Below are 20,837 nucleotides of genomic sequence, written 5' to 3' on the forward strand. Positions count from 1 at the left end.
GGGGCCCCCCCCGGGCGGGGGGGGGTCCCGGCCGGGTGGGGGGGGCATCCCACCGCCCCCCCCCCGACCGGTGTCACGGGGTGGTCTTGACCTTGATCTCGCCGGCGACGATCTTCTTCTCGGCCGCGTCGAGCTTGGCCTTGATGTCGTCCAGGTACCCGCCGGAGGTCGCCAGCGCCACGCCCTTGTCCTTGAGGGCGTAGGAGCTGACACCGGTCTTCGGCTTGCCGTCCTTGACGGACTTCACCAGGTCGTAGACGCCGATGTCGACGTTCTTCAGCATCGAGGAGAGGATCGCGTGCTTGAACTTGGCCAGCGCCGGGACGGCGTACTGGTCGGAGTCCGTGCCGATCGCCCAGGCGCCCTTGACGCCCGCGGCGGCCTCGATGGCGCCGGTGTTGGAGTTGCCCGCGGCCGTGTAGACCACGTCGGCGCCCCGGTCGAGCATGCCCTCGGCGGCCGACTCGCCCTTGTCCGGGCTGGTGAAGCCGGAGGTGTCGTTGCCGCGGCTGAGGTACTGGCGGTCGATCTTGATCTTGGGGTCGGTGTCCTTGACGCCCTGGACGTACCCCGCCTCGAACTTCTTGATCAGCGGGTTGTCGTTGCCCCCGATGAAGCCGACGTGGTCCTTCTTGGTCTTCAGCGCCGCGGCCACACCCGCGAGGTAGGAGCCCTGCTCCTCGGTGAAGACGATGCTGTCGACGTTCTTCTGGTCCACGACCGAGTCGACGATGCCGAAGGTGGTGTCCGGGTACTTCGCGGAGACCTTGTTGACGGCACCGGCGTAGGCGAAGCCGACGCCCACGATCGGGTTGTACCCGGCGTCGGCGAGGTCGGTGAGCTTCTGGACCCGGTCGGCCTCGGTGTCCGAGGTCTTGGCGGTGAGCTCCTTCAGCTCGGCGCCGAGGTCCTTCTTGGCCTTGTCGGCGCCGCTGGCCGCGGAGTCGTTGAAGGAGTGGTCGCCCCGGCCGCCGACGTCGAAGGCCAGGCCGACCTTGACCCCGCCCTTGCCCGAGTCGGAGTCCGAGTCCTCCTTCTCGGAGGATGTGCTGCCACACGCGGTGGCGGAAAGTGCCAGTGCGGCGCTGGCCATACACGCGGCAGAAATCTTCGCTACCCGGCGCAAGGGAGGCTCCTTAGACCTGACCTAAGCGCCTTAGCCGGCGCTCTGAGGGTGCGCGCCGCTCGGACGAGTGGCGCAGAGTTTCGCCGCATCGTAACGCGCGTAGATTTCCTCGCCAGACCCTATTCGCAGCCGTTACCGTATCGACGCGAACGGGTCCTGAACGCGCAACCTACGAGAGGTGGCGGAGCCAGGCTACGCCGGTCGGCGGACATCGGCACGGCCTGTGGAAAACCTCTCGCCGGTGGCCGGAAACCGGCCCGGAATCCGGTCCCGGAGCCGGTCCGCGGGGCGCCCCGGTCCACCCCGGGGACGCCCCGTGCACGAGAGAGCACTCAGCGCTGCTGCCCGTCGAGGAGGGCGGCCGCGGTGAACAGCTCCACGCCGACCCGGATCGCGGACTCGTCGGCGTCGAAGTCGCCCTGGTGCAGATCGCGCGCGATGCGGTCGTCCGGGCGGCGCACCCCGAGCCGGGCCATAGCGCCGGGGACCCGCTCCAGATACCAGGAGAAGTCCTCGCCGCCGAGGCTCTGAGTGGTGCTCTCCACCGCGTCGGGGCCGCGGCGTGCCGTCATCGCCCGGCGCAGCAGCTCGGTGGCGGCCGTCTCGTTGACCACGGGCGGCACCCCGCGGACGTAGTTGATCTGGCTCTTGGCCCGGTACATGCCCGCGATCTCGTCGACCGCCGCGTGCACCAGGTCCGGCGCCTGCCGCCAGGTGTCCAGGTCCAGGCAGCGCACGGTCCCGGACAGCTCGGCGTGCTGCGGGATCACATTGCAGGCGTGGCCGGACTCGATGCGCCCCCAGGTGACCGCGAGGCCCGAGCGGGCGTCCACCCGGCGCCCGACCAGGGTGGGCACCTCGGTGGCGACCCGGGCGGCGGCGGTGACCAGGTCGGTGGTCAGGTGCGGGCGGGCGGTGTGGCCGCCGGCGCCGTCCAGGGTGATCTCCAGGCGGTCGCAGGCCGAGGTGATGGCGCCGCGGCGCAGGCCGATCCTCCCGGCGTCGACCTTGGGGTCGCAGTGCACCGCGAGGATCCGCCCGACGCCTTCGAGGACGCCGGATTCGATGGCGTCCGGGGCGCCGCCGGGCAGCACCTCCTCGGCGGGCTGGAAGATCAGCCGCACCGGGTGCGGGAGTTCGCCCCTGCGGTCCAGCTCGGCGAGGACGAGACCGGCGCCGAGCACCACCGCGGTGTGCACGTCGTGTCCGCAGGCGTGCGCGCGGCCGGGCTCGGTGGAGCGGTAGGCGCAGCCCGTCTTGGTGTCCGGGATGGGCAGCGCGTCGATGTCGGCGCGCAGCGCGAGCATCCGCCGCGCCCCGCCCGCGCCCAGCTCGGTCTCGATGCCGTCCAGGGGCGCCCCGGCGCCGGACTGGGTGGCCATGTCCCCGATGTCGCACATGAGGCCGGTGCCCATGCTCAGGACGTGCGGCTTGAGACCGGCTCTTTCCAGCCGGTGTTTGAGCGCGGCGGTGGTGCGCACCTCCTGGTTGCCCAGTTCGGGGTGCATGTGCAGGTCACGCCGGAAGGCGACCAGCTCGGCGAAGAGCTCCTCACCGAGCAGCCCGGGCAGGCCCGGCAGTCCGAGCAGCCCCGACAGCGGTTCCGCCTCGGGCAGGTCACCTTCTGACTCGTACGGCATCACGTGGCTCACCCTTGGCAGGATACGGCGCCGAAGGGGGCCTCCGAGTGGCGTGGAACGATTCTTCAGCCGTATTGGTCAGAGAAATTTCCCCGCCGCAGGCGTGATCACCACATACGGCGGGTATGTCGTCTGGTTTGCCTCACGGACGTTCGGTCCGTGGCCCGATCCGGTGCGTACGGAGCGTCATCCCGCGGCTGTGCCGGGTGAGGCCGGGGCCGGGCCGAGCCGCTGGACGTCCCGGGCGCTGCCGGTCACCCCGGAGAGGAAGCCCTGCGCGCGGGGCGAGGCGTGCGCGGTCAGCCAGGCGGGGTCGATGTCGCAGACCGCGACCCGCACCTCGGTGCCCGCGAGGGCCAGCGGCAGGGTGTGCACCACGGTCGAGGGAAAGCTGAGGATCGTACGCCCGATCGGGCCACGCCGGGCGATCAGTTCGAGCGGCAGGTCCGGGCGGACGATCTCCAGGCCGGTCTCGGCGGAGAGCCGGTGCAGCTTCTCGGTGCTCTCGCGGCGGTGCGCGAAGTAGCGGGTGGCCCGGTGGGCGGCGCTCAGCTCGGCCACCGCCACCAGATAGCGGTCCAGGTCCACCACCCCGGTCTCCACCAGGGAGGTGCCGACCAGGTCGGCGCCCTGGGTGAGGCGGGGCGGTCCGAAGCGGGAGCGGGTCCAGCCGAAGTCGTTGGCGCTCAGGTGCACGCCCTCGGGGGCGGAGTCGATCGGCATCGAGGAGAAGACCTCGACACGGCGCCCCTCGCCCGGGGTGAGCCGGCGCCGCGCCGCCCGCGAGACCGGACCGAAGGCCAGATCGCGCGGGCTGGGACGGCCGCCCCTGCGGTGCCAGCGCACCAGCCGCTGCCCCTCGGCGAGCTGGGTGATGAACTCCATGGTCGCGGTGCCGTCGTCCACCACCACGATGTCCCGGACCTTGGTCAGGGTCAGCAGCAGCTGCACATAGCGCGAGAAGGGGTCGCCGATGACGATCCGCTCGGCCTGGCGCAGCAGCGGGGTCAGCCCGCCGATGGTCTGGAAGGGCGCGCTCGCACCGCCGCGCGCCTCCTCCCAGCGGACCGTGCAGCCCTCGCTGCTGGCGAGTTCCGCCATGCGCCGCAGCTGGCCGCGGGTCATGGGGTCGAGCGGGGAGAGGACGACGACGGTGAAGTCCTCGTAGGGAGGGGTCACCGGTGGGTTCCCGGCCGGGCTGCCGTCCGGCCCCGCCACGCCCGCGGGGGGCGTGGCCGGGCGCGGGCGGTCGTCGAGCGTGCTGGGCACCACTGTGTGCGCCCACTCCAGGACGTTCAGCAGCTGGACGGGGCTCTCGACGAAGGCGAGGGTGGGGCCGCCGTGCGGCCCGACGCGGGAACTCATCGGTGTGTGGCTGCTACCCGGCCGTCAGCCCTGCTCGGCCTCGGCGACGACACCGGGGACGCGGCGCAGCTTCTTCATCGGGCCCAGCTCCGATTCGTAGACCTTCTTGACACCGTCGCCGAGGGCGGTCTCGATGACGCGGATGTCGCGGACCAGGCGCTCCAGGCCCTGCGGTTCCACCGAGGCGGCCTGGTCGGAGCCCCACAGGGTGCGGTCCAGGGTGATGTGGCGCTCGACGAAGGCGGCGCCGAGGGCGACGGCGGCCAGCGTGGTCTGCAGTCCGGGCTCGTGGCCGGAGTAGCCGATCGGGACGTTCGGGTACTCGTCCTGGAGGGTGTTGATCACCCGCAGGTTCAGCTCCTCGGCCCTGGCCGGGTAGGTCGAAGTGGCGTGGCAGAGCAGGATGTTGTCGCTGCCGAGCACCTCGACGGCGTGCCGGATCTGCTTCGGGGTGGACATGCCGGTGGACAGGATGACGGTCCGGCCGGTGGCACGCAGGGCGCGCAGCAGCTCGTCGTCGGTGAGCGAGGCGGAGGCCACCTTGTGCGCCGGGAGGTCGAACTTCTCCAGGAAGGCGACGGCCTCGGTGTCCCACGGGGAGGCGAACCAGGCGATCCCGCGCTCCTTGCAGTGCTCGTCGATGGAGCGGTACTCCTCCTCGCCGAACTCGACGCGGTGCCGGTAGTCGATGTAGGTCATCCGGCCCCAGGGGGTGTCGCGCTCGATGTCCCACTGGTCGCGCGGGGTGCAGATCTCCGGGGTGCGCTTCTGGAACTTGACGGCGTCGCAGCCGGCGGCGGCGGCCACGTCGATCAGCTTGATGGCGTTGTCGAGCTCGCCGTTGTGGTTGATGCCGATCTCGCCGGTCACGTACACGGGCTGGCCCGGTCCGGCGGTGCGGGAACCGAAGCTGCGCAGGCGGGTGTTGGAGCTCATGATGGTACTTTCCTTAGCTATCGAGGGAGGGGCCGAGAATCCAGGCGGCAATCTCTCTGATGGCGCCGTCACCACCGGGCAGGGTGGTGACGGCGCGTGCGGCTCCGCGCACCACGTCGTGTGCGCTCGCAACCGCTACCGGCCAGCCGACGAGGCTGAAGCACGGCAGATCGTTGACGTCGTTGCCGACGTAGAGCACGCGCTCGGGCGCGATGCCCTGTTCCTCGCACCACTGCTTCAGTGCGAGGTCTTTCCGGTCGATGCCGTGCAGCACGGGGATCCGGAGCTTCCGTGCGCGAGCGGCGACGACCGGATTCTGCTCCGTGGAGAGGATGAGCATCCGCAGGCCCGCCTTGCGCAGGGCCGCGATGCCGAGTCCGTCGCCGCGGTGCACGGAGACGAACTCCTTTCCGTCGGAGTCGATCAGCACCCGGTCGTCGGTCTGGGTGCCGTCGAAGTCGAGGACGACCGCGTCCACGTCCGAGCGGGCCGGCAGCGCGCCGGGCCGCTCCGCGTCGAAGAGCGGGGCCAGCGCGCGGGCGCGGGCCAGGTCGTGCGGGTCGTCGATCTCCAGGACGCGTGCGGGGTCGGTGCGCACGAGTTCGGTGTGCCCGAAGAAGCGGTGGTTGTGCTTGCGGAAACCGAGCGCGTCCATGGCGTAGGCGGCGCCGGTCTCCAGGAGGTCCTGCGGGCGGTCCTGGCGGCGCGGCCGGAAGGACTTGTCGTGGTTGACGCCGTAACCGCCTTCGGTGGCGGTCGAGTTGGCGAGCCGGGTGGTGCCGCCCCCGCTCGTCGCCCGCTCCTCCCGCTCGCCCCGCCCGTCCTGTTCGGCGGCGATGCCCGCGGGCTCGTCGGCGGAGTCGCGCCAGACGAAGCCGTGGAAGGGGGCGACGGTCAGCGCGGTGTCGGCGCCGCCCTCCACCAGGGCCCCGACCACGCCGTCGATGTCCTCGCGCAGGATGAAGGGGCTGGTGCACTGCACCAGGAGGACCACGTCCACCCGCGCGCCGTGCAGCTCCTCGTGGGCGTCCATGGCGTGCAGGACGGCCGCCTCGCTGGTGGCGGTGTCGCCCGCGATGGCCGCCGGGCGGATCACCACCTCGGCACCGGCCTCGCGGGCCGCGGCGGCGATGGACTGGTCGTCCGTGGAGACCACGACATCGGTGACCAGGCGGGCGGCGCGGCACTCCCGCACGGTGCGGGCGACCAGGGGCGCGCCGCCGACCGGGGCGAGGTTCTTCGCGGGCACGCCCTTGGATCCGCCACGGGCGGGGATCACCGCGAGCACACGGCGTGCCGGCGCAGCCGAACCCGCTTCCTGGTGGGTCATGGATGCTCCTTCGGGGGGCAGTCGGTGCGGACCGCCGGCGGGCGGGGCGGCCTGGTCGCCGGGCGTGTTCACAGCTCACCCATACGACGGATGACGGGAGCCACGCGCTGTACGCCGTGGCGATACGCGCCACGGGCCGCCCGGCGCACGATCTGCCGTACCGGACCCGGGTCCTTGTCGGCCCCGGGGGCACCGGGCAGCGGCGAACCGTCCCGGTCCAGGTGGTGCCGGGCGAGGATGCCCGGCAGATAACCAGGCGCGGTGGCGAGGGTGTAGTAGGGGCTGATCGGTGGCAGGGAGTCGGCGGTGAGCAGTTCCCGGACCCGGTCGCGGGCCTCGTCGAAGGCCCGCTCGTACCCCCCCTCGGCGGCGACGCCCTGCCGGGAGACCCACACCGGATCCGGCACGGGCCGGTGCCCGGCGTCCAGCTCGTCCCAGGAGGCCAGGCATCCGGAGCCGATGAAGTGGTGGTTGCCGAGCGCCTCGCGCACTCCGTTGTCGGTGAGGACGACGGTCGGGATACGCCGGTGCAGCGATTCGAGCGCGGCGGTGGAACTGACGGTCACCAGGAGGTCGGTACGGTCGAGAACTTCCCCCATATTGCCGTACACCAGGCGGAAGTTGGACGGAAGTCCCCCTTCGATCCGCTGTGCGAGCCGCTGGTACGGCAGCTCCTCGATGTGCGTGGTGTGCTCACCGGGGCGGCTGCGCAGCTTGAGCAGCACCTCGCGCTCGGGGTGCAGCCTGGCGTGCTGCACCATCCGTTCGAGGAGGTACATGCGGTCCCTGCGGTTGTCCGGGACGGACGGCTGAGCCGCGAAGACCACGGTGTACGGATCGCTCCTGGTGTACTCCGCGCCGCCGAGGAAGGGCAGCGCGGTCTCGGTGACGCCGGAGGCGTCGGCGCCCACCCCCCGGTAGACGGCGCGGAAACGCTCCGCGTCCTGGCGGGAGTTGGCGAGTACCAGGTCGGCGCCGTGCCGCAGCAGCAGACCGTCGGCGAGCTTTTCGTAGACCACGCCTACATAACCGGTGACGACCACCGGACGTTCTGCACGACCCTTCCAGGCGCGGGCCAGTCCGTGCAGCATGGCCTGGACGGCTCCGCCGACGAGGGCGAGCACGACGACGTCGTACTCCTCCGCGTCGCGTTCCATCTCCTTGAGGAACTCGACCGCCGTGACCTCGGCGAGCGAGTCCGCGGTGACACCAACTTCCTGGAGTTGGCGTGGAGTCGGGGTGGCCCGCCCACGCAGGAGGAAGCCGCTGAGCCTGCTGTCCGTCACGATGCGGTGCGCGGTGAGGGCGCCCCATTTCCACCGAGTATCGGAATCCGCGAGCACGGCGACCCGCAGAGAGGACTGGGAGGTGGTGGTACTTCCTGGCACGCCTCAGACAGTAGGAAGCAAGATGAAGCCCTGCCCGAATCTCGGGGCAACAAACGGTTAACAGTGGGTCAACGGGCCGAAAATCGGCCGCGAGTCGGCGCAAAACCCCCCTAGGTTTACCGATCTGGCACGTGTCGTTCATCTGACATCTCACCCAGGTACGCGACAGGCTCGGCCCGGGGGCCTACCGTCCTCTACGTGGCTAAGCTCTCCGTCATCGTGCCGTTCTACAACGTGCAGCAATACGCGCCCGACACCCTCAAATCCTTGCAGGCCAACGCCCGCGAGGACTTCGAGTTCCTCCTCGTCGACGACTGCTCGCGCGACGAGACCCCGGACATCCTCGCGCGCGCAGAGCGCGAGCTGCCGGGCGCGCGCCTGCTCAGACACGAACAGAACGGCGGACTCGCGACCGCCCGCAACACGGGCATCGACGCCGCGAGCGGCGAGTACCTGACCTTCCTGGACGGCGACGACTGGCTGGCCCCCGGCTACTACGCCCAACTCGTCGCCGCCATCGAGGACTTGGGCTGCGACTTCCTGCGCACCGACCATGTGCAGTGCACCGCGCGGGCCCGCAGCATCCACCGGGTCCCGCACGGGCGGCGGGGCGAGGTGATGAGCCCGCGCGAGGTCATCCTCCCCGCGGACCGCTCCACCTCCGTCGACTACGCCTTCGCCTGGGCGGGGATCTACCACCGGCGCCTCGTCGACTCGGGGCTGCTGCACTTCACGGACGGGCTGCGCACCGCCGAGGACCGGCCCTGGATCTGGAAGCTGCACCGCGAGGCGGAGAGCTTCGCCGCGGTGGGGCTGCTCGGCGTGTACTACCGCCGCGGTGTGGCCTCCTCGCTGACCCAGATCGGCGACGTCCGCCAGCTCGACTTCATCCGCGCGTTCGACCAGGTGGTCGAGGAGACCGCGAAGGACCGCGAGGCCGCGAAGCTCCTTCCCAAGGCCGTCCGCACCTACTGCGCGATCATCTCCCACCACCTGGGCTCCATCGAAAGGTTCGAACCTCCCGTGGCGCGGAAACTGAAAGCCTTGAGCGCTGCGGCACTGCGGCGCATGCCGCAGGACGTCCTGGACGAGGCCCTGGACTCGATGGACGTCCAGCGCGCCACCCGGCTGCGCCGACTGCGCCGCCGCCCGGCCTCCTCGGGGGTCGCGGCGTGACCACCCAGATCTTCTTCGCCTCCACTCTCTACGGCACGGCCACGCTCGCCGCGGCCCTCGACGCCGACTGCTTCGCCCCGGCCGACCGGCGCATCCTGCTGGTCTCCAACAACGCAGCGACGCCCGAAGTCACCCCGTCCGTCGACGAGATGCCCGGCTTCGCGAAGCTGCGCGACCGCTTCGACGAGGTGCTCTCCTGGAACGAGACCATCACCCCCTTCCACCCCGGCGGCTGGTCCCCGCGCGCCGACGACGTCCCGCTCTGGGAGCGGCATCTGCGGCTCGCCTGGAACCTCGGTGACGACCCGGTCGAGCTGGCCCTGGAGTCCATCCAGGTCAACCCGGCCCTCGGGCTCGCCCAGATCTTCATGGGCGCCCCGCTGGACGTCTACGCGGACGGCCTGATGAGCTACGGACCCACTCGCAACAAGATCGACCCGCTGGTCGGTTCACGCGTCCGCAGGCTGCTCCACCTGGACCTGGTCCCCGGACTGAAGCCGATGCTGCTGACCGAGTTCGGTGTCGCACCCGAGATCATCCCCACCGAGGTCTTCCTGAAGGTCCTCGGCGAACTCGGCGACGACCCCTCCTCGACCGCCGGCCTCCCCCGACTCACCTCCCCCGCACTGCTTCTGGGCCAGTACCTCTCCGCCCTCGACATCCTCACCGCGGAGGAGGAAGAGGACCTCCACGTCCGGCTCGTACGCGGTGCCGCCGCCCTCGGCCACCACCAGATCGTCTTCAAGCCGCACCCGAGCGCCCCCGCCCGCTGGTCCCGCACCCTGGAACGCGAGGCCGAGCAGCTCGGCGTCGAACTCACCGTCGTCGACTCGCCCGTGCTCGCCGAGGTGCTGTACCAGCGCATGCGCCCCGCCCTGGTCGCGGGCTGCTTCTCCACCGCCCTTCTCACCGCCCAGACCTTCTACGACATCCCGGTCGCACGCCTCGGCACCACCACGCTGCTCGACCGGCTCGCGCCCTACCAGAACAGCAACCGCGTCCCCGTCACCATCGTGGACGCCCTGCTGCCCGAACTCACCGACAAGAGCGCGGTGCAGGCCCAGTCCTCCGGCACGCAGTCCTCCGGCATGTCCGTCGCCGAACTGAGCGAGCTGATCGTCGCCGTCGGATTCGCGATGCAGGCGAAGATCTATCCGAGCCTGCGCCCCGCCGCCGAGCGCTACCTCTCGCGCCACCTCGACGCCCACACCTGGCGCTACTTCAAGCGCCGCCGCCTGACCTCCCTGGCGCTTCCCGGCGCGGTGCCCCAGCAACTCGCCTTCATCCCGCGCAATGCCACCGTGCGCCGCGTCGCCCGCCGTGCGCGCTCCTTCAAGCGGGCAGCTCTCGGATGACAGCCCCGAGCACAGACCCGGGCACAGCGGCGAAGGAGCTTCCCGGGGTGACGCCCGGGGCAGTGGGGCCGGTACAGCCCAAGCCGGTCAAACACCCGCCCCGGCTGCGGGCATTGGACGGACTGCGTCTGATCGCCGCCCTGATGGTGGCCTTCTACCACTACGGCGGACGTGACGGGGAGATCTCCGAGGCCTGGGGCACGTCCAGCAGACTGCAGTTCCCGACGGCCCACGAGTTCTTCGCCTACGGCTGCCTCGGCGTCCAGATCTTCTTTGTCATCAGCGGCTTCGTCATCTGTATGAGCGGCTGGGGCCGCCCGCTGCGGTCCTTCTTCGCCTCGCGCGCCTCGCGCCTGCTGCCCGCTTACTGGGCGGCGATCATCCTGGTCACCGCGGTCTTCGCGCTGCCGACCATCGCCTATAAGGCGGTCTCGCCGAGCGACGCACTGCTGAACCTCACCATGATGCAGCAGCCGCTCGGGGTGGACCGCGTCCTCGGTGTCTGCTGGACGCTGTGGGCGGAGGTCCGCTTCTATGCCCTGTTCGCGCTGTGCATTGTCCTTCCGGGCGCCACCCGGCAGCGCGTCATCCTCTTCTGTGCGGGCTGGACGCTCGCGGCGGCCATAGCCGAGGCCGCGAACGAACCGCTGCTCGACCTCGTGCTCATGCCCGAGTACGCGCCGTTCTTCATCGGCGGTATCGGCCTCTACCTGCTGCACCGCAACCGCCGCGATGCCATCGGCTGGGGCATAGTCGGTGTCAGCTGGCTGATAGGCCAGCACTACGCGGTGGACCGGCTGTGGCATCCGCCGAATCCGGACTACTTCTCCAACCGCTCCTCGGTGGGCATCATTCTGGTCGTCACGCTCGGATTCCTGGCTGTCGGCGCCATCGCCCTCGGCGCGATGAACTGGGCCCACTGGCGTTGGCTGACTGTCGCCGGCGCACTCACCTATCCCTTCTACCTGGTGCACGAGCACCTCGGCTGGGTTGCCGTGGATGTTCTGCATCAGCGGATCGGTCTGCCCTCGTACGCCACTCTGGGGCTCGCGATCGGCTCGATGCTGCTGCTTGCCTGGCTGTTGAACCGGTTCGTCGAGGACTGGGCGACTCCGAGGCTGCGCTCGGCCCTGGCTCCACGCCGCTGAGTCCTGCCCCCTCCGTCCCCACTCCCCCTGTGCTCCCCGCCACCACCGTGCGCGCACCCGCACGCGAGGCCGGGAACCGAACCGGACACCGGCCCGACATTTCCTCGCGGGCCCACTGTGCACCATTGAGCCCGGCTGTGGGGAGAATCCTCCCGTGTTCACCCGATCGTGGGACAGAGCGGCAACTTCCGCCGCGAGGCGCGGAGTTGTTCACGGGCATCCGCCCGCTCAGTGGATTCCGTACCGCGTCTCGATACCCGCGATGATCAGGTCGAGCCCCTCGTCGAAGCGCTCCTCGTAGCGGTCGAAGAGCTCGGGACCGGCCGCGGCGGCCAGCGGGTAGTCCGCCAGCATGGCCGTACGCTCCTCAAGGTCGAAGCCTTCCCGGCGCTCGCCCGGCAGCGGGCTGACACCCTGCTCCTCGGTGACGAAACCGATGGTGAACAGGAAGGCCGTGGTGCTCGCGCGCACCGCCTGCTGCAAGGTGAACCCGGCCCGCAGGAGATAGCCGAGCTCGGCCTCCATCCCCTCGCCGTGCTGATCCCCGGTGAAGCGGGAGCCGCTGAACACCTTCGCACCGTCGCGATAGCGCAGCAGTGACTGGCGCAGTCCGTGGTTGGACTCCCGGAGATGGCCCTGCCAGCCCGCGGCCGGCTCGTAGACGATGTCGACGACCATCCGCCGGTACATCTCCGTCGCCATCTCGTCGAGCAGCGCCTGCTTGTTCTTGAAGTGCCAGTAGAGCGCGGGCGCCTGGACGTCGAGCTCCTTGGCGATCGCGCGCAGCGTCAGGCCTTCGAGCCCGACGTCGTTCAGCAGATCCAGTGCGGTGTCGGCCACCCGGGTCTTGTCTATCCGCGCCTTCTCCGTCTTGGCCCGCTTCCCGGCACCAGGCCCCCGCGTGGCGCCTTCGGCCTGCGCCGCCGGGGACTTCGCGCCTCTGCCCGCACCGCTCCGGGCCCCGGAATCCCTTTCCCGCTCAGTCACGCTTGACAGCTTAACACCGTTAAGGCAATCTCGGCCTCGGCGGAGCTTAACGCCGTTAAGGCACGTTGGGTGAGCAGACGAGCACGCACAGAGGAGCGAGAGATGACGTCAACAGCGGTCTTCACACAAGGAGAAGGCGCGGCCGGGGTCGCCGACGAGGACACCGAGGTGCTGATCGTCGGCGCGGGTCCCACCGGGCTCGCGCTGGCCGTGGATCTGACCCGGCGCGGGGTGCGCTGCCTGGTGGCGGAGCGGCAGGAGACCCTCTTCCCCGGGTCACGCGGCAAGGGACTCCAGCCGCGCACCCTGGAGATCCTCGACGACCTGGGCGTCCTCCCGCGGATCCACGCGGCGGGCTCCCTCTATCCGCCGATGCAGCTCTGGGAGGACGGGCGGCCGGGCAAGACCTGGCATCTGGCCCCGCGGGGCGAGGCCACCGAGCAGGTGCCGTACGCCAACGGCTGGCTGATACCGCAGGCACGCACCCAGGAGATCCTCTTCGCCCGCCTGCGCGAGCTGGGTGGTGACGTGGAGTTCGGCGTGGCGGTGGAGGAGCTGACCCAGGACGCCTCGGGTGTCAGGGCGAGGCTGAGCGACTCCCGTACGGTGCGCGCCGCTTACGCGGTCGCGGCGGACGGCGGCCGCTCCACCGTGCGCCGGTCCCTCGGCATTCCGATGACCGGCGAGACGGTGGACCCGAGGCCCCTGCTGGTCGCGGACGTCGAACTCGCCCTGGGGGCAGCCCTGGACCGCGAGCACTGGCACGTCTGGGAAGGAGAGGGCGGCGACGGCATCTCGATGTGCCCGCTCCCCGCGCCGGGCAACGCCTTCCAGGTCCTGGTGCGGTACGGCGACGAGAACGCCGTACCTGACGCCTCGGCCGACGGCGTCGTCAAGCTGGTGGACCAGCGCACCCACCTCACCGCCGAGGACGTCGTACGGGTGCAGTGGTCCTCGGAGTTCCAGGCCAAGGCGGCGCTGGCGGACCGCTTCCGCGAAGGGCGCGTCTTCCTCGCCGGGGACGCCGCACACGTCCATTCGCCGGTCGGTGGCCAGGGGCTCAACACCAGCGTCCAGGACGCCTACAACCTGGGCTGGAAGCTGGCGGCGGTGCTGCGAGAGGGTGCCCCGGAGTCCCTTCTGGACACCTACGAGGAGGAGCGCCGGCCCATAGCCGCCGGGATGCTGGGGCTGTCCACCCGTACCCACCGGGCCACTGTCGCCAAGGGCGGGACCATGACCGTCCAGCGGGGGCGGGAGTTCCGGCAACTCGATCTCGGGTACCAGGACTCGCCCCTGTCGGTGGAGACCCGCACCGGCCTGGCCCCGGAGGCACTGCGGGCGGGTGACCGGGCCCCGGACGGCAACCCGGGCGGCACCCGCCTCTTCGACCTCTTCCGCGGCCCGCACTGGACCCTGCTGGCCCTCGGCACGGACTGCCCGCTGCCCCGGCTCGACCCGGACACGGTCACGACCCACCGGGCGGCCGCCTACGAGGCCTACGGGACCGGGGTCTTCCTGATCAGGCCGGACGGCTACCTCGCTTGGGCGGGCGAGACCGCGGAGGGGGTGGAGGCCTATCTGACCTCAGTCACCGGCGGTTGACCGCCCGGCGGCCGACGGCACCCGGGCCCGGTACCGCCACGACCGCCGGTACCGCCACGACCGCCGGGACCACCACGGCCACCACGGCCAAAGGAATCACCACACCGCAGAAACCGCAGGAACAACCGACCGGAACCGCTCAGGCGCTCGCGAGAGACAGCTTGACCGCGAAGCCCAGGAAGACCGCACCCGCCGCGGAGGTCGCCGTGGCCGAGAGGCCCTTGTGGCGGCGGAAGGCGGAGGCGAGCCGGGTGCCACTGAAGATCAGGGCGCTCAGGTAGAGGAAGCTGGCGGCCTGCGCGAACGCGCCCAGGATCACGAAGGAGAGTGCGGGATAGGCATAGCCGGGATCGACGAACTGCACGAAGAACGCCACGAAGAAGAGGATCGCCTTCGGGTTGAGCAGGCTGACGACGAAGGCCCTGCGGAAGGGTCGCTCACCCGCGGGGGCCGCCCCGTCCTCGCTCTCCGCCTCCGCCTCCGCCTGCCGGTGGCGTGAGCGCCACATGCTCCAGGCCGTCCGCACCATGCCGACCGCAAGCCACGTGAGGTAGCCCGCACCGGCGTACTTCACGATGCTGAAGAGGAAGGCGTTCCCCTGGAGCAGCGAGGCCACCCCGGCTGCGGAGAGGGTCATCAACACGGTGTCCCCGCACCACACTCCGGCCGCCGCGGTGTACCCGGCACGGACACCGCGCCGGGCGGAGACGGAGAGAACGTAGAGCGAGTTGGGTCCAGGGAGGAGGACGATGACGAGAAGGCCGACGAGGTAGGTCGGCAGATCGGTGACACCCAGCATGAGGCGGAGTCTCGCACGCCCGTCCGGGGGTTTGCCCTTTTGTCCGATTGCCGGACAGAAGGAGGAGCGCGGGCGAGACAGGCGCCGAGGGCGGGCGGCCTTCCTCGGGTGGAGGACGTTGCCGGGGCCCTGAGCCGCGTGCGGAACTCCTCGGCGTCGAGGGCGAAGCAGTTGGCGTCGACCACGACGCGCTCGCCCGCCTCGGCCTCCCGGCGACACGGGCAGACCAGGTTCACCTCAGGCTGCTGGGCGGTGAGCTGGGGTGAGCTGGACGCCTGCCGCCTGGCGACGCCGTCTGGCGGTGCGCCTTGCCGAAAACCGTCGCTCACGGGGAATGACCCCGGCCACCCGCCCAAGGGTGACCAGGGGCGGTCAGGGATGAGTCGAGAGGAGACAGCAGAAGAGGAAGGGAAGCGCGCTTGCCGAAAACTTTGCCGACGCTATCTCTCTCGCGTGAGCGCAAAGGGGCTGGTGGGACCTCTGGATGCCGCGCCCGTCCCAACGGGCTCCCAGGGCAAGCCCGTTGGGGTCCCGCGCGGCGGTGCAGGCGGTGCGGGTCCGGCACGCTTGCCGTGGCGGGATCCGGCGGGATCGCCCCTCCGGTCCCGTAAACGCGCCAGTCTCACATCGAAGAGCTGTGAAGAGTTCGCAACCATCAACGGCTGGGAAGCATCTTCTCTGTCGTACACCCGGGAGGGGGAGTCGGCGTATGCCGACGCCTTCGGGCACCGAAGCCCGGGCAGGAACGGCGGGCAACAGCCCACCGGGAGTGCCTTTTCGGATATTCGTGACAGGGAACAACAACCCAGGACATGGGGGCTTTTATGCGCGCACCCGTCATACAACGGTCACTCGCGGCCGCAGCGGCTCTCGCCGTGGTCACCGGGTGCACCGCGCAGGCGGTCGATGCGAAGGGCGAGGCGCCCAAGGCGCACACCTCGCCGACCACCGCCGCGAAGAAGACACAGCAACCCGAGGTCCAGAAGCCGGCCGTACAGAAACCGGCGGCGCAGAAGCCGGCCGCCGCCCGGCCCGAGAAGCCCGCGACCGCGGCGAAGGCGCCGACGCAGCAGGCCGCCGCGGTGCGGCCGGTGGCGGCGAAGCCCGTGATCGTGATCGCGCAGGGCACCACGAGCGCGAAGGTACGTGAGCTCCAGGCGCGGCTGCGGCAGTTGAAGCACTTCGGCCTCGCGCCCACCGGCTTCTACGGCCCGATCACCGCCAACGCGGTCGGCGCTTTCCAGAGCGCACACGGTCTGCCCCGTACCGGGAACACCGACCTCAAGACCTGGAACAAGATCCAGGACCTGAGCGACACCCCCGGCCAGGACGCCCTGTACCCGCCGACCACCCTGCCGCCCGCGAAGCCGGACCCCCGGTGCCTGAAGGGCCGGGTGCTCTGCATCAGCAAGTCCAGCCGGACCCTGCAGTGGATGGTCAACGGCAAGGTGCGTTCGGCCATGGACGTGCGCTTCGGCTCGCAGTACACGCCCACCCGCGAGGGCCTGTTCAGCGTCTTCTGGAAGTCGCGGGACCATGTGTCGACGATCTACGACACCCCGATGCCGTACGCGCTCTTCTTCAGCGGCGGCCAGGCCGTGCACTACTCGTCCGACTTCGCAGCCCGCGGCTACAGCGGTGCCTCGCACGGCTGCGTCAACGTCCGCGACAAGAAGAAGATCGCCGCGCTCTTCGACCAGGTGAAGACCGGCGACAAGGTCGTCGTCTACAAGTAGCCCCGGGGACAGGGACCGATCCGGCCCGCGCGGAGGGGAACTCCCCTTCGCCCGGGCCGGATCGGTGTCCGGGACCGGAAACGAGCCGAGGACACCGGCAGGGCGGACGTCACCGGAAGGTACGGGACAGTTCGTCCGCGCGTCGGGCGGCGTGTGTCCGACCGGGGCACCGTCCCGACCGGGGGCGTCTCCTGGCGAAGGAGCCCGGGAGGATCCCGAAGAGGCGGAAGCCCGGCCGAGCGGGCCGACCTCACCAGAGGAGCGGAACCGCTCGGCGAGGAAGAGAATGCGGCGCGGGTGGGACCGGGGGAACGTGTCCCACCCGCGCCGGTTGGCACTGAACCTCGGGTACGGGGGGAACCCGGGCTCGTGCGCGGCCGATGACCAGTCGGCTCACTCTGTACTGCGCCCCGGCGCCGAAAAACGTCACACCTTCAATCGAATATGCTCCTGGCATATTGCACACAGGGTGAGAGCCGACCGGAAATGGACTGCTCAGCACCGGATACCTCACGCTGAGTGAGTGGACCGAAGCGAAGTGGGCGGCTTCACCCACTCTCTCCTCACCCCAGGGCAAGGGGAGTTTCGGACATCGCGCGGCCCCTTTTCATCCCTCCCCCGCCCCGCCTCGACCTCCCGCCGCCAGACACCCGGCAGCACCACCCACGGGGCCGGGCGCAACCCCTCCCCCAGCCCCGGCAATCCCACCCGCCGCCCGCCTCCGACTCTCCCCTGGCTCTACCCCGGCTCTCCCCTGCCTCTCCCTCGGCTCTCGCTCGACCGGCCCGACCTCGCTCGCCCCCGGCACCCGTCCTTCTCTCTCCCCCCGCGGCAAAAGGCCACCCCGCCGCCGCCCGGAAAGCCCCCCGTACGGCACTCACCGATCCACGTACCGCCCTCTCACCCAAGCCCGGCGGCGCCGCCCCACCCCTCGCCCCCGCCCCGGCGAGTGAAGCCCACACGGCTTCCGCGCACCCCCGAACTCACCCTCTGAGCTGGGCTCTTGCCCGCTTCGGCCCTACGCTCACCGCATCGGATCCACCGGCATGCCCGCACCGAACCAGCGGCCAAGCCGGTGCCCGAGCCAGCGACCGAGCCAGTGCTCGAACCAGCGACCGGGCGAATGACCGACGCAGTGCCCGAGCCAGTGGCCGAAGCGGGGTCGCAGCAGTGCCCGAGCAGGGTTCGAGGCCGAGTTGCAGCGCCGGCAGGCGAGGCGGGGGCCGCCCTCGCCGGCCCAGGAGAGGAACCCGGGGAGGGGATCCGGATGGACCGCACCGTACGCACGGTGGATGACGTCATGCGGCTGCTGGACGGCTTGTTCGCGTCCGGGGCAGATCGATGGACGCGTGAAGGTGCCACCTGGTGGGACGAGTTCTACGCGGACCGGTCCCGGCCGGTGCCGTTCTTCGCGGCGAAGCCCGATGAGAACCTGGTCGGCCTGGTGGAGCGGGGCGGACTCGGCGGCGGACGCGCCCTCGACCTCGGCTGCGGCCCGGGGCGCAACGCCCTGTATCTGGCCGGCCGGGGTTTCGAGGTGGACGCCGTCGACCTCTCCCCCGCCGCCCTCACCTGGGCCGGGGAACGCGCCCGGGCCGCGGGCGTCCGGGTCGGCTTCCACCAGGGGGACGCCTTCGCGCTCGCCGGGGAGGAGTTCGCCGGGCCGTACGACCTGGTCTACGACTCAGGCTGCTTCCACCATCTGCCGCCGCACCGCCGGGTCGGCTACCTGGATCTCCTGGACCGGCATCTCGCACCGGGCGGGCACTTCGCCCTCACCTGTTTCGCCGCGGGGGCGATGGGCTCCGAACTCTCCGACGCCGACCTCTACCGCGAGCGGCGGCTGCACGGCGGTCTGGCCTATACGCCCGCGTCCCTGCGGCACGTCTTCGCCGGGCTGACCGAGATCGAACTGCGCCGGATGCGCGAGGAGCCGCCCGAGTCCCCGTACTTCGGGGAGGCCTTCCTGTGGGCCGGCCTGTTCCGCCGGGCTCAGCCCGCGAGGGACAGCGGAGACCCCGAGGTCTCCGGCGCCGAGGAGGTGGTGTCGCCCGCCGGCAGCGTTGTCGGCGGAAGGGGCGCCGGGAGGGTGGAGGCCTTGGACGGGTCGGGCACCGGTCCCTGACCGGAGTCGTCGTCGTGTCCGCTGCCCTGGTCGGGGCGGCCGCCGCCCGGCCTGGGCCAGTCGCCGTCGTGCCCGTCCTGGGAACCGCCGTGGCCCTCCTCGGCGTCGAGGACCTTCTCGCAGTAGCGCTTCAGGCGCCCGGCACCCTTGGCGGCCTCTTCGAGGGCCTGCTGCTTCTCGGCGTCCAGGGTCCCGGCCTCGTAGGCACGGCAGGCCTGGACCGCGCGCTGCCACCACTCCTTGGCGCCGGAGTCCGGGTGCCCGGGGCGGTCGCGTTCGGGCACCGGCCGGCTGGGCACGGGGGTCTTGCCGCCGCGTGCCTCGGCGTCCCCGCTCTCGGGCTCGTTGCCGGTGTTCCGCCGCGGGGTGTCCTCGGGGGTCGGCGAGGAGCCGCTCTCACTCTCCTCGGAGTCCGGGACCGCGGGGAACTCCGAGGAGAGCGGGACCTCCTGGTCCGGCTCGGGGGAGACGGTGGAGGCGGGCGAGGGGCGCGGGTCCTTGAAGGGCGAGGGCAGCACACCCGCCGAGCCCGCGACGGCGACCCCGCCGATCATGCACGCGGCCACCGCCGCCGCCATGCCCCAGCGCATCGGGCGGCCGATCCGTACCGCGCCCGCGCCGCCGCCGCGCCGTCCGTTCAGGACCTCGCGCGGGGCGAGCAGCGTGGTGGTGGAACCGTGGCCGTGGTGCACGGCGGAGGCGGCGGCGCCGTGTGCAATCGCGGCGCCCCGGGCCACCGGCGCCTGCCGGGCCTCGCGGAAGGCGGCCAGCGCGGCTTCCTCGCCGGGAAGTTCACCGCCCGCGCCGAGATCGGCGGGGGTGAGCGCGGACAAGGTCCTGGCCAGGCGTTCTGCCTGGGCACGCGCGTGATCGTCGACGTTGCCGAGCGCCTCTCCGCAGAGCAGGCGCTCCACGGCCTCGGGGCTCAGCCACTCGTACTGCTCGTCGGCCATCACATGTCCTTCTGCGTCCGCGTACGCGAATGCGTCACACCGGCGGACGTCACCGCAGTCGTGTGCGCCTCACGCTGCGGCGGTACGGCGTCGAGCATTCCGTTCTGCTCCGGATCGGAGCCGAGGAGTTCGGCGAGCCGCTTCAGGCCGCGGTGTGCGGCGGTGCGCACCGCACCCGGCCGCTTGCCGAGCGTGTCCGCCGCGCTCTTGGCGTCCAGGCCGACGACCACCCGGAGCACCACGGCCTCGGCCTGGTCCTGCGGCAGTTGCGCGATCAGCGACATGGTGGAACTGGTGGCGAGGGACTCCATCGCCTCGACGGCCGTGTCGGACTCGGCGGGCTTGCCGGTCAGTTCGGTCTCGTCGCCGCCGATGGCGGGCCTGCGCCCGCGCATCCGGATGTGGTCGAGGGCGCGGTTGCGCGCGATACGGGCGGCCCAGCCGCGGAAGCGGTCGGCGTCCCCGCTGAACCTGCCGAGGTCACGGGCGATCTGGAGCCAGGCCTCGGAGGTCACGTCCTCGGCGTCCGGCTCGCCGACCAGGGTCCGGACATAGCCGAGCAGCCGCGGATGCACAGCCCGGTACACAGTACGGAAGGCGGTTTCGTCTCCGTCCTGTGCCGCACGCACCGCGGCGGTCAGTTCCGCGTCGTCCCCCAGCACTCCCTCATCCTGCCCCAGTCGATGTTCACCCGCTGCGGATCGGGTCCTTTGCCCGGTTACCGATCATCCGAATCCGCCGCGCCGGCCGGTGCGAATCAGCACGCTACGGCGTCGAGCGGCACACGTCCACGCTTGATACAACGCGCAACTAACACGTGACCGAGTGGGGTGTGACAGAAAACGCAGCCCCGGCGCTGAGTGAAGTACGGGCCGCCGCGCGGCCCGTGCCGTGCGGCGGCCGGGGCCTCTCCTGTGGGGGGTGGCGGCCCTGGCCGTCCGCTGGCAGGGGCCCGCGGCGTTTCCCGACCGCCCCGCCCGCCTTCGACACCGGACGTTCACCTCCGGTCGGCGGGCCAGGGCATCGGCGCTCCCCCTCGCCCACGGGGCACCACTCACAGAGACCTCGGCTCCGGCGGCCGGGGCGAAGCCCGCCGAGCGCACCGGGTCCGCGTACAACTCCCGTGCGTCGAGCAGCAGTTCAGGGCCCGTGTGGCAGCCGGCCCACG

Annotated in this window: 15 protein-coding genes and 1 pseudogene; 6 read left to right on the top strand and 10 right to left on the bottom strand. The window is 71.2% G+C overall.

Features of this window, described 5'->3' with window-relative positions; genetic code table 11:
* Window positions 1–73: 73 nt before the first annotated feature.
* The 6 genes from HFV08_RS04335 to HFV08_RS04360 form a co-directional block, all read right to left on the bottom strand.
* The gene (locus tag HFV08_RS04335) at window positions 74–1,126 is read right to left on the bottom strand and encodes a BMP family lipoprotein (protein WP_168536038.1); all 1,053 of its coding nucleotides are present in this window, start codon (window positions 1,124–1,126) and stop codon (window positions 74–76) included.
* A 332-nt stretch (window positions 1,127–1,458) separates the two neighbouring features.
* Entirely contained in the window at window positions 1,459–2,766 is a 1,308-nt protein-coding gene (locus HFV08_RS04340) for an amidohydrolase (RefSeq protein WP_168536543.1), read from the bottom strand.
* A 186-nt stretch (window positions 2,767–2,952) separates the two neighbouring features.
* Entirely contained in the window at window positions 2,953–4,131 is a 1,179-nt protein-coding gene (locus tag HFV08_RS04345) for a hypothetical protein (protein ID WP_168536040.1), read from the bottom strand.
* Window positions 4,132–4,155: 24 nt separating this feature from the next.
* The gene (locus HFV08_RS04350; protein WP_168536042.1) at window positions 4,156–5,067 is read right to left on the bottom strand and encodes an N-acetylneuraminate synthase family protein; all 912 of its coding nucleotides are present in this window, start codon (window positions 5,065–5,067) and stop codon (window positions 4,156–4,158) included.
* Between the two features lie 13 nt (window positions 5,068–5,080).
* Window positions 5,081–6,397 (bottom strand): N-acylneuraminate cytidylyltransferase, encoded by a 1,317-nt coding sequence (locus HFV08_RS04355; protein ID WP_168536044.1) that lies wholly within the window; start codon window positions 6,395–6,397, stop codon window positions 5,081–5,083.
* A 68-nt stretch (window positions 6,398–6,465) separates the two neighbouring features.
* Window positions 6,466–7,785: a DUF6716 putative glycosyltransferase gene (locus tag HFV08_RS04360; protein WP_168536046.1), complete on the bottom strand. Its 1,320-nt coding sequence runs from the start codon at window positions 7,783–7,785 to the stop codon at window positions 6,466–6,468.
* Window positions 7,786–7,983: 198 nt separating this feature from the next.
* On the opposite strand from HFV08_RS04360, the gene HFV08_RS04365 reads away from it, so the two are divergent.
* From HFV08_RS04365 to HFV08_RS04375, 3 genes are read left to right on the top strand one after another with little or no spacing between them, the layout of a single operon-like run.
* On the top strand, window positions 7,984–8,961 hold the full coding sequence (locus HFV08_RS04365) for a glycosyltransferase family 2 protein (protein WP_168536048.1): 978 nt from the start codon (window positions 7,984–7,986) through the stop codon (window positions 8,959–8,961).
* The gene (locus tag HFV08_RS04370) at window positions 8,958–10,316 is read left to right on the top strand and encodes a polysialyltransferase family glycosyltransferase (protein ID WP_168536050.1); all 1,359 of its coding nucleotides are present in this window, start codon (window positions 8,958–8,960) and stop codon (window positions 10,314–10,316) included. The genes HFV08_RS04365 and HFV08_RS04370 overlap by 4 nt, the downstream gene beginning before the upstream one ends.
* Window positions 10,313–11,464 (top strand): acyltransferase family protein, encoded by a 1,152-nt coding sequence (locus HFV08_RS04375; protein WP_168536052.1) that lies wholly within the window; start codon window positions 10,313–10,315, stop codon window positions 11,462–11,464. The genes HFV08_RS04370 and HFV08_RS04375 overlap by 4 nt, the downstream gene beginning before the upstream one ends.
* 228 nt (window positions 11,465–11,692) lie before the next feature.
* Here HFV08_RS04375 and HFV08_RS04380 read toward each other — a convergent pair whose 3' ends face one another.
* The gene (locus HFV08_RS04380) at window positions 11,693–12,304 is read right to left on the bottom strand and encodes a TetR/AcrR family transcriptional regulator C-terminal domain-containing protein (protein WP_312885374.1); all 612 of its coding nucleotides are present in this window, start codon (window positions 12,302–12,304) and stop codon (window positions 11,693–11,695) included.
* Between the two features lie 249 nt (window positions 12,305–12,553).
* On the opposite strand from HFV08_RS04380, the gene HFV08_RS04385 reads away from it, so the two are divergent.
* On the top strand, window positions 12,554–14,056 hold the full coding sequence (locus tag HFV08_RS04385) for an FAD-dependent monooxygenase (RefSeq protein WP_168536054.1): 1,503 nt from the start codon (window positions 12,554–12,556) through the stop codon (window positions 14,054–14,056).
* 139 nt (window positions 14,057–14,195) lie between these two features.
* Here HFV08_RS04385 and leuE read toward each other — a convergent pair whose 3' ends face one another.
* Window positions 14,196–14,855, bottom strand: a complete 660-nt coding sequence (gene leuE / locus HFV08_RS04390) for a leucine efflux protein LeuE (RefSeq protein ID WP_168536056.1) — start codon at window positions 14,853–14,855, stop codon at window positions 14,196–14,198.
* Between the two features lie 824 nt (window positions 14,856–15,679).
* Between leuE and HFV08_RS04395 the strand changes: the two genes are divergently transcribed.
* Both HFV08_RS04395 and HFV08_RS04400 read left to right on the top strand, forming a co-directional pair.
* Window positions 15,680–16,591 carry a L,D-transpeptidase family protein gene (locus HFV08_RS04395; protein ID WP_168536058.1) on the top strand — a complete coding sequence of 304 codons (912 nt, stop codon included), beginning with the start codon at window positions 15,680–15,682 and terminating at the stop codon, window positions 16,589–16,591.
* Between the two features lie 1,267 nt (window positions 16,592–17,858).
* Window positions 17,859–18,581: pseudogene (locus HFV08_RS04400) on the top strand (class I SAM-dependent methyltransferase); the annotation flags it as partial.
* A 2-nt stretch (window positions 18,582–18,583) separates the two neighbouring features.
* Here the strand turns inward: HFV08_RS04400 and HFV08_RS31350 are convergent.
* Window positions 18,584–19,669 (bottom strand): hypothetical protein, encoded by a 1,086-nt coding sequence (locus HFV08_RS31350; RefSeq protein WP_246341493.1) that lies wholly within the window; start codon window positions 19,667–19,669, stop codon window positions 18,584–18,586.
* Window positions 19,669–20,331, bottom strand: a complete 663-nt coding sequence (locus HFV08_RS04405; protein WP_168536062.1) for an RNA polymerase sigma factor — start codon at window positions 20,329–20,331, stop codon at window positions 19,669–19,671. The genes HFV08_RS31350 and HFV08_RS04405 overlap by 1 nt, the downstream gene beginning before the upstream one ends.
* Between the last annotated feature and the right edge of the window lie 506 nt (window positions 20,332–20,837).

Source organism: Streptomyces physcomitrii (assembly GCF_012273655.1).
Taxonomy (GTDB): Bacteria; Actinomycetota; Actinomycetes; order Streptomycetales; family Streptomycetaceae; genus Streptomyces; species Streptomyces physcomitrii.

What these genes read in the sequence shown, in the direction of transcription:
- HFV08_RS04395 (WP_168536058.1), top strand. Translation starts at nt 15,680, where the DNA reads ATGCGCGCACCCGTCATACAACGGTCACTCGCGGCCGCAGCGGCTCTC.
- leuE (WP_168536056.1), bottom strand. Translation starts at nt 14,855, where the DNA reads ATGCTGGGTGTCACCGATCTGCCGACCTACCTCGTCGGCCTTCTCGTC.
- HFV08_RS04355 (WP_168536044.1), bottom strand. Translation starts at nt 6,397, where the DNA reads ATGACCCACCAGGAAGCGGGTTCGGCTGCGCCGGCACGCCGTGTGCTC.
- HFV08_RS04340 (WP_168536543.1), bottom strand. Translation starts at nt 2,766, where the DNA reads ATGCCGTACGAGTCAGAAGGTGACCTGCCCGAGGCGGAACCGCTGTCG.
- HFV08_RS04385 (WP_168536054.1), top strand. Translation starts at nt 12,554, where the DNA reads ATGACGTCAACAGCGGTCTTCACACAAGGAGAAGGCGCGGCCGGGGTC.
- HFV08_RS04375 (WP_168536052.1), top strand. Translation starts at nt 10,313, where the DNA reads ATGACAGCCCCGAGCACAGACCCGGGCACAGCGGCGAAGGAGCTTCCC.
- HFV08_RS31350 (WP_246341493.1), bottom strand. Translation starts at nt 19,669, where the DNA reads ATGGCCGACGAGCAGTACGAGTGGCTGAGCCCCGAGGCCGTGGAGCGC.
- HFV08_RS04345 (WP_168536040.1), bottom strand. Translation starts at nt 4,131, where the DNA reads ATGAGTTCCCGCGTCGGGCCGCACGGCGGCCCCACCCTCGCCTTCGTC.
- HFV08_RS04350 (WP_168536042.1), bottom strand. Translation starts at nt 5,067, where the DNA reads ATGAGCTCCAACACCCGCCTGCGCAGCTTCGGTTCCCGCACCGCCGGA.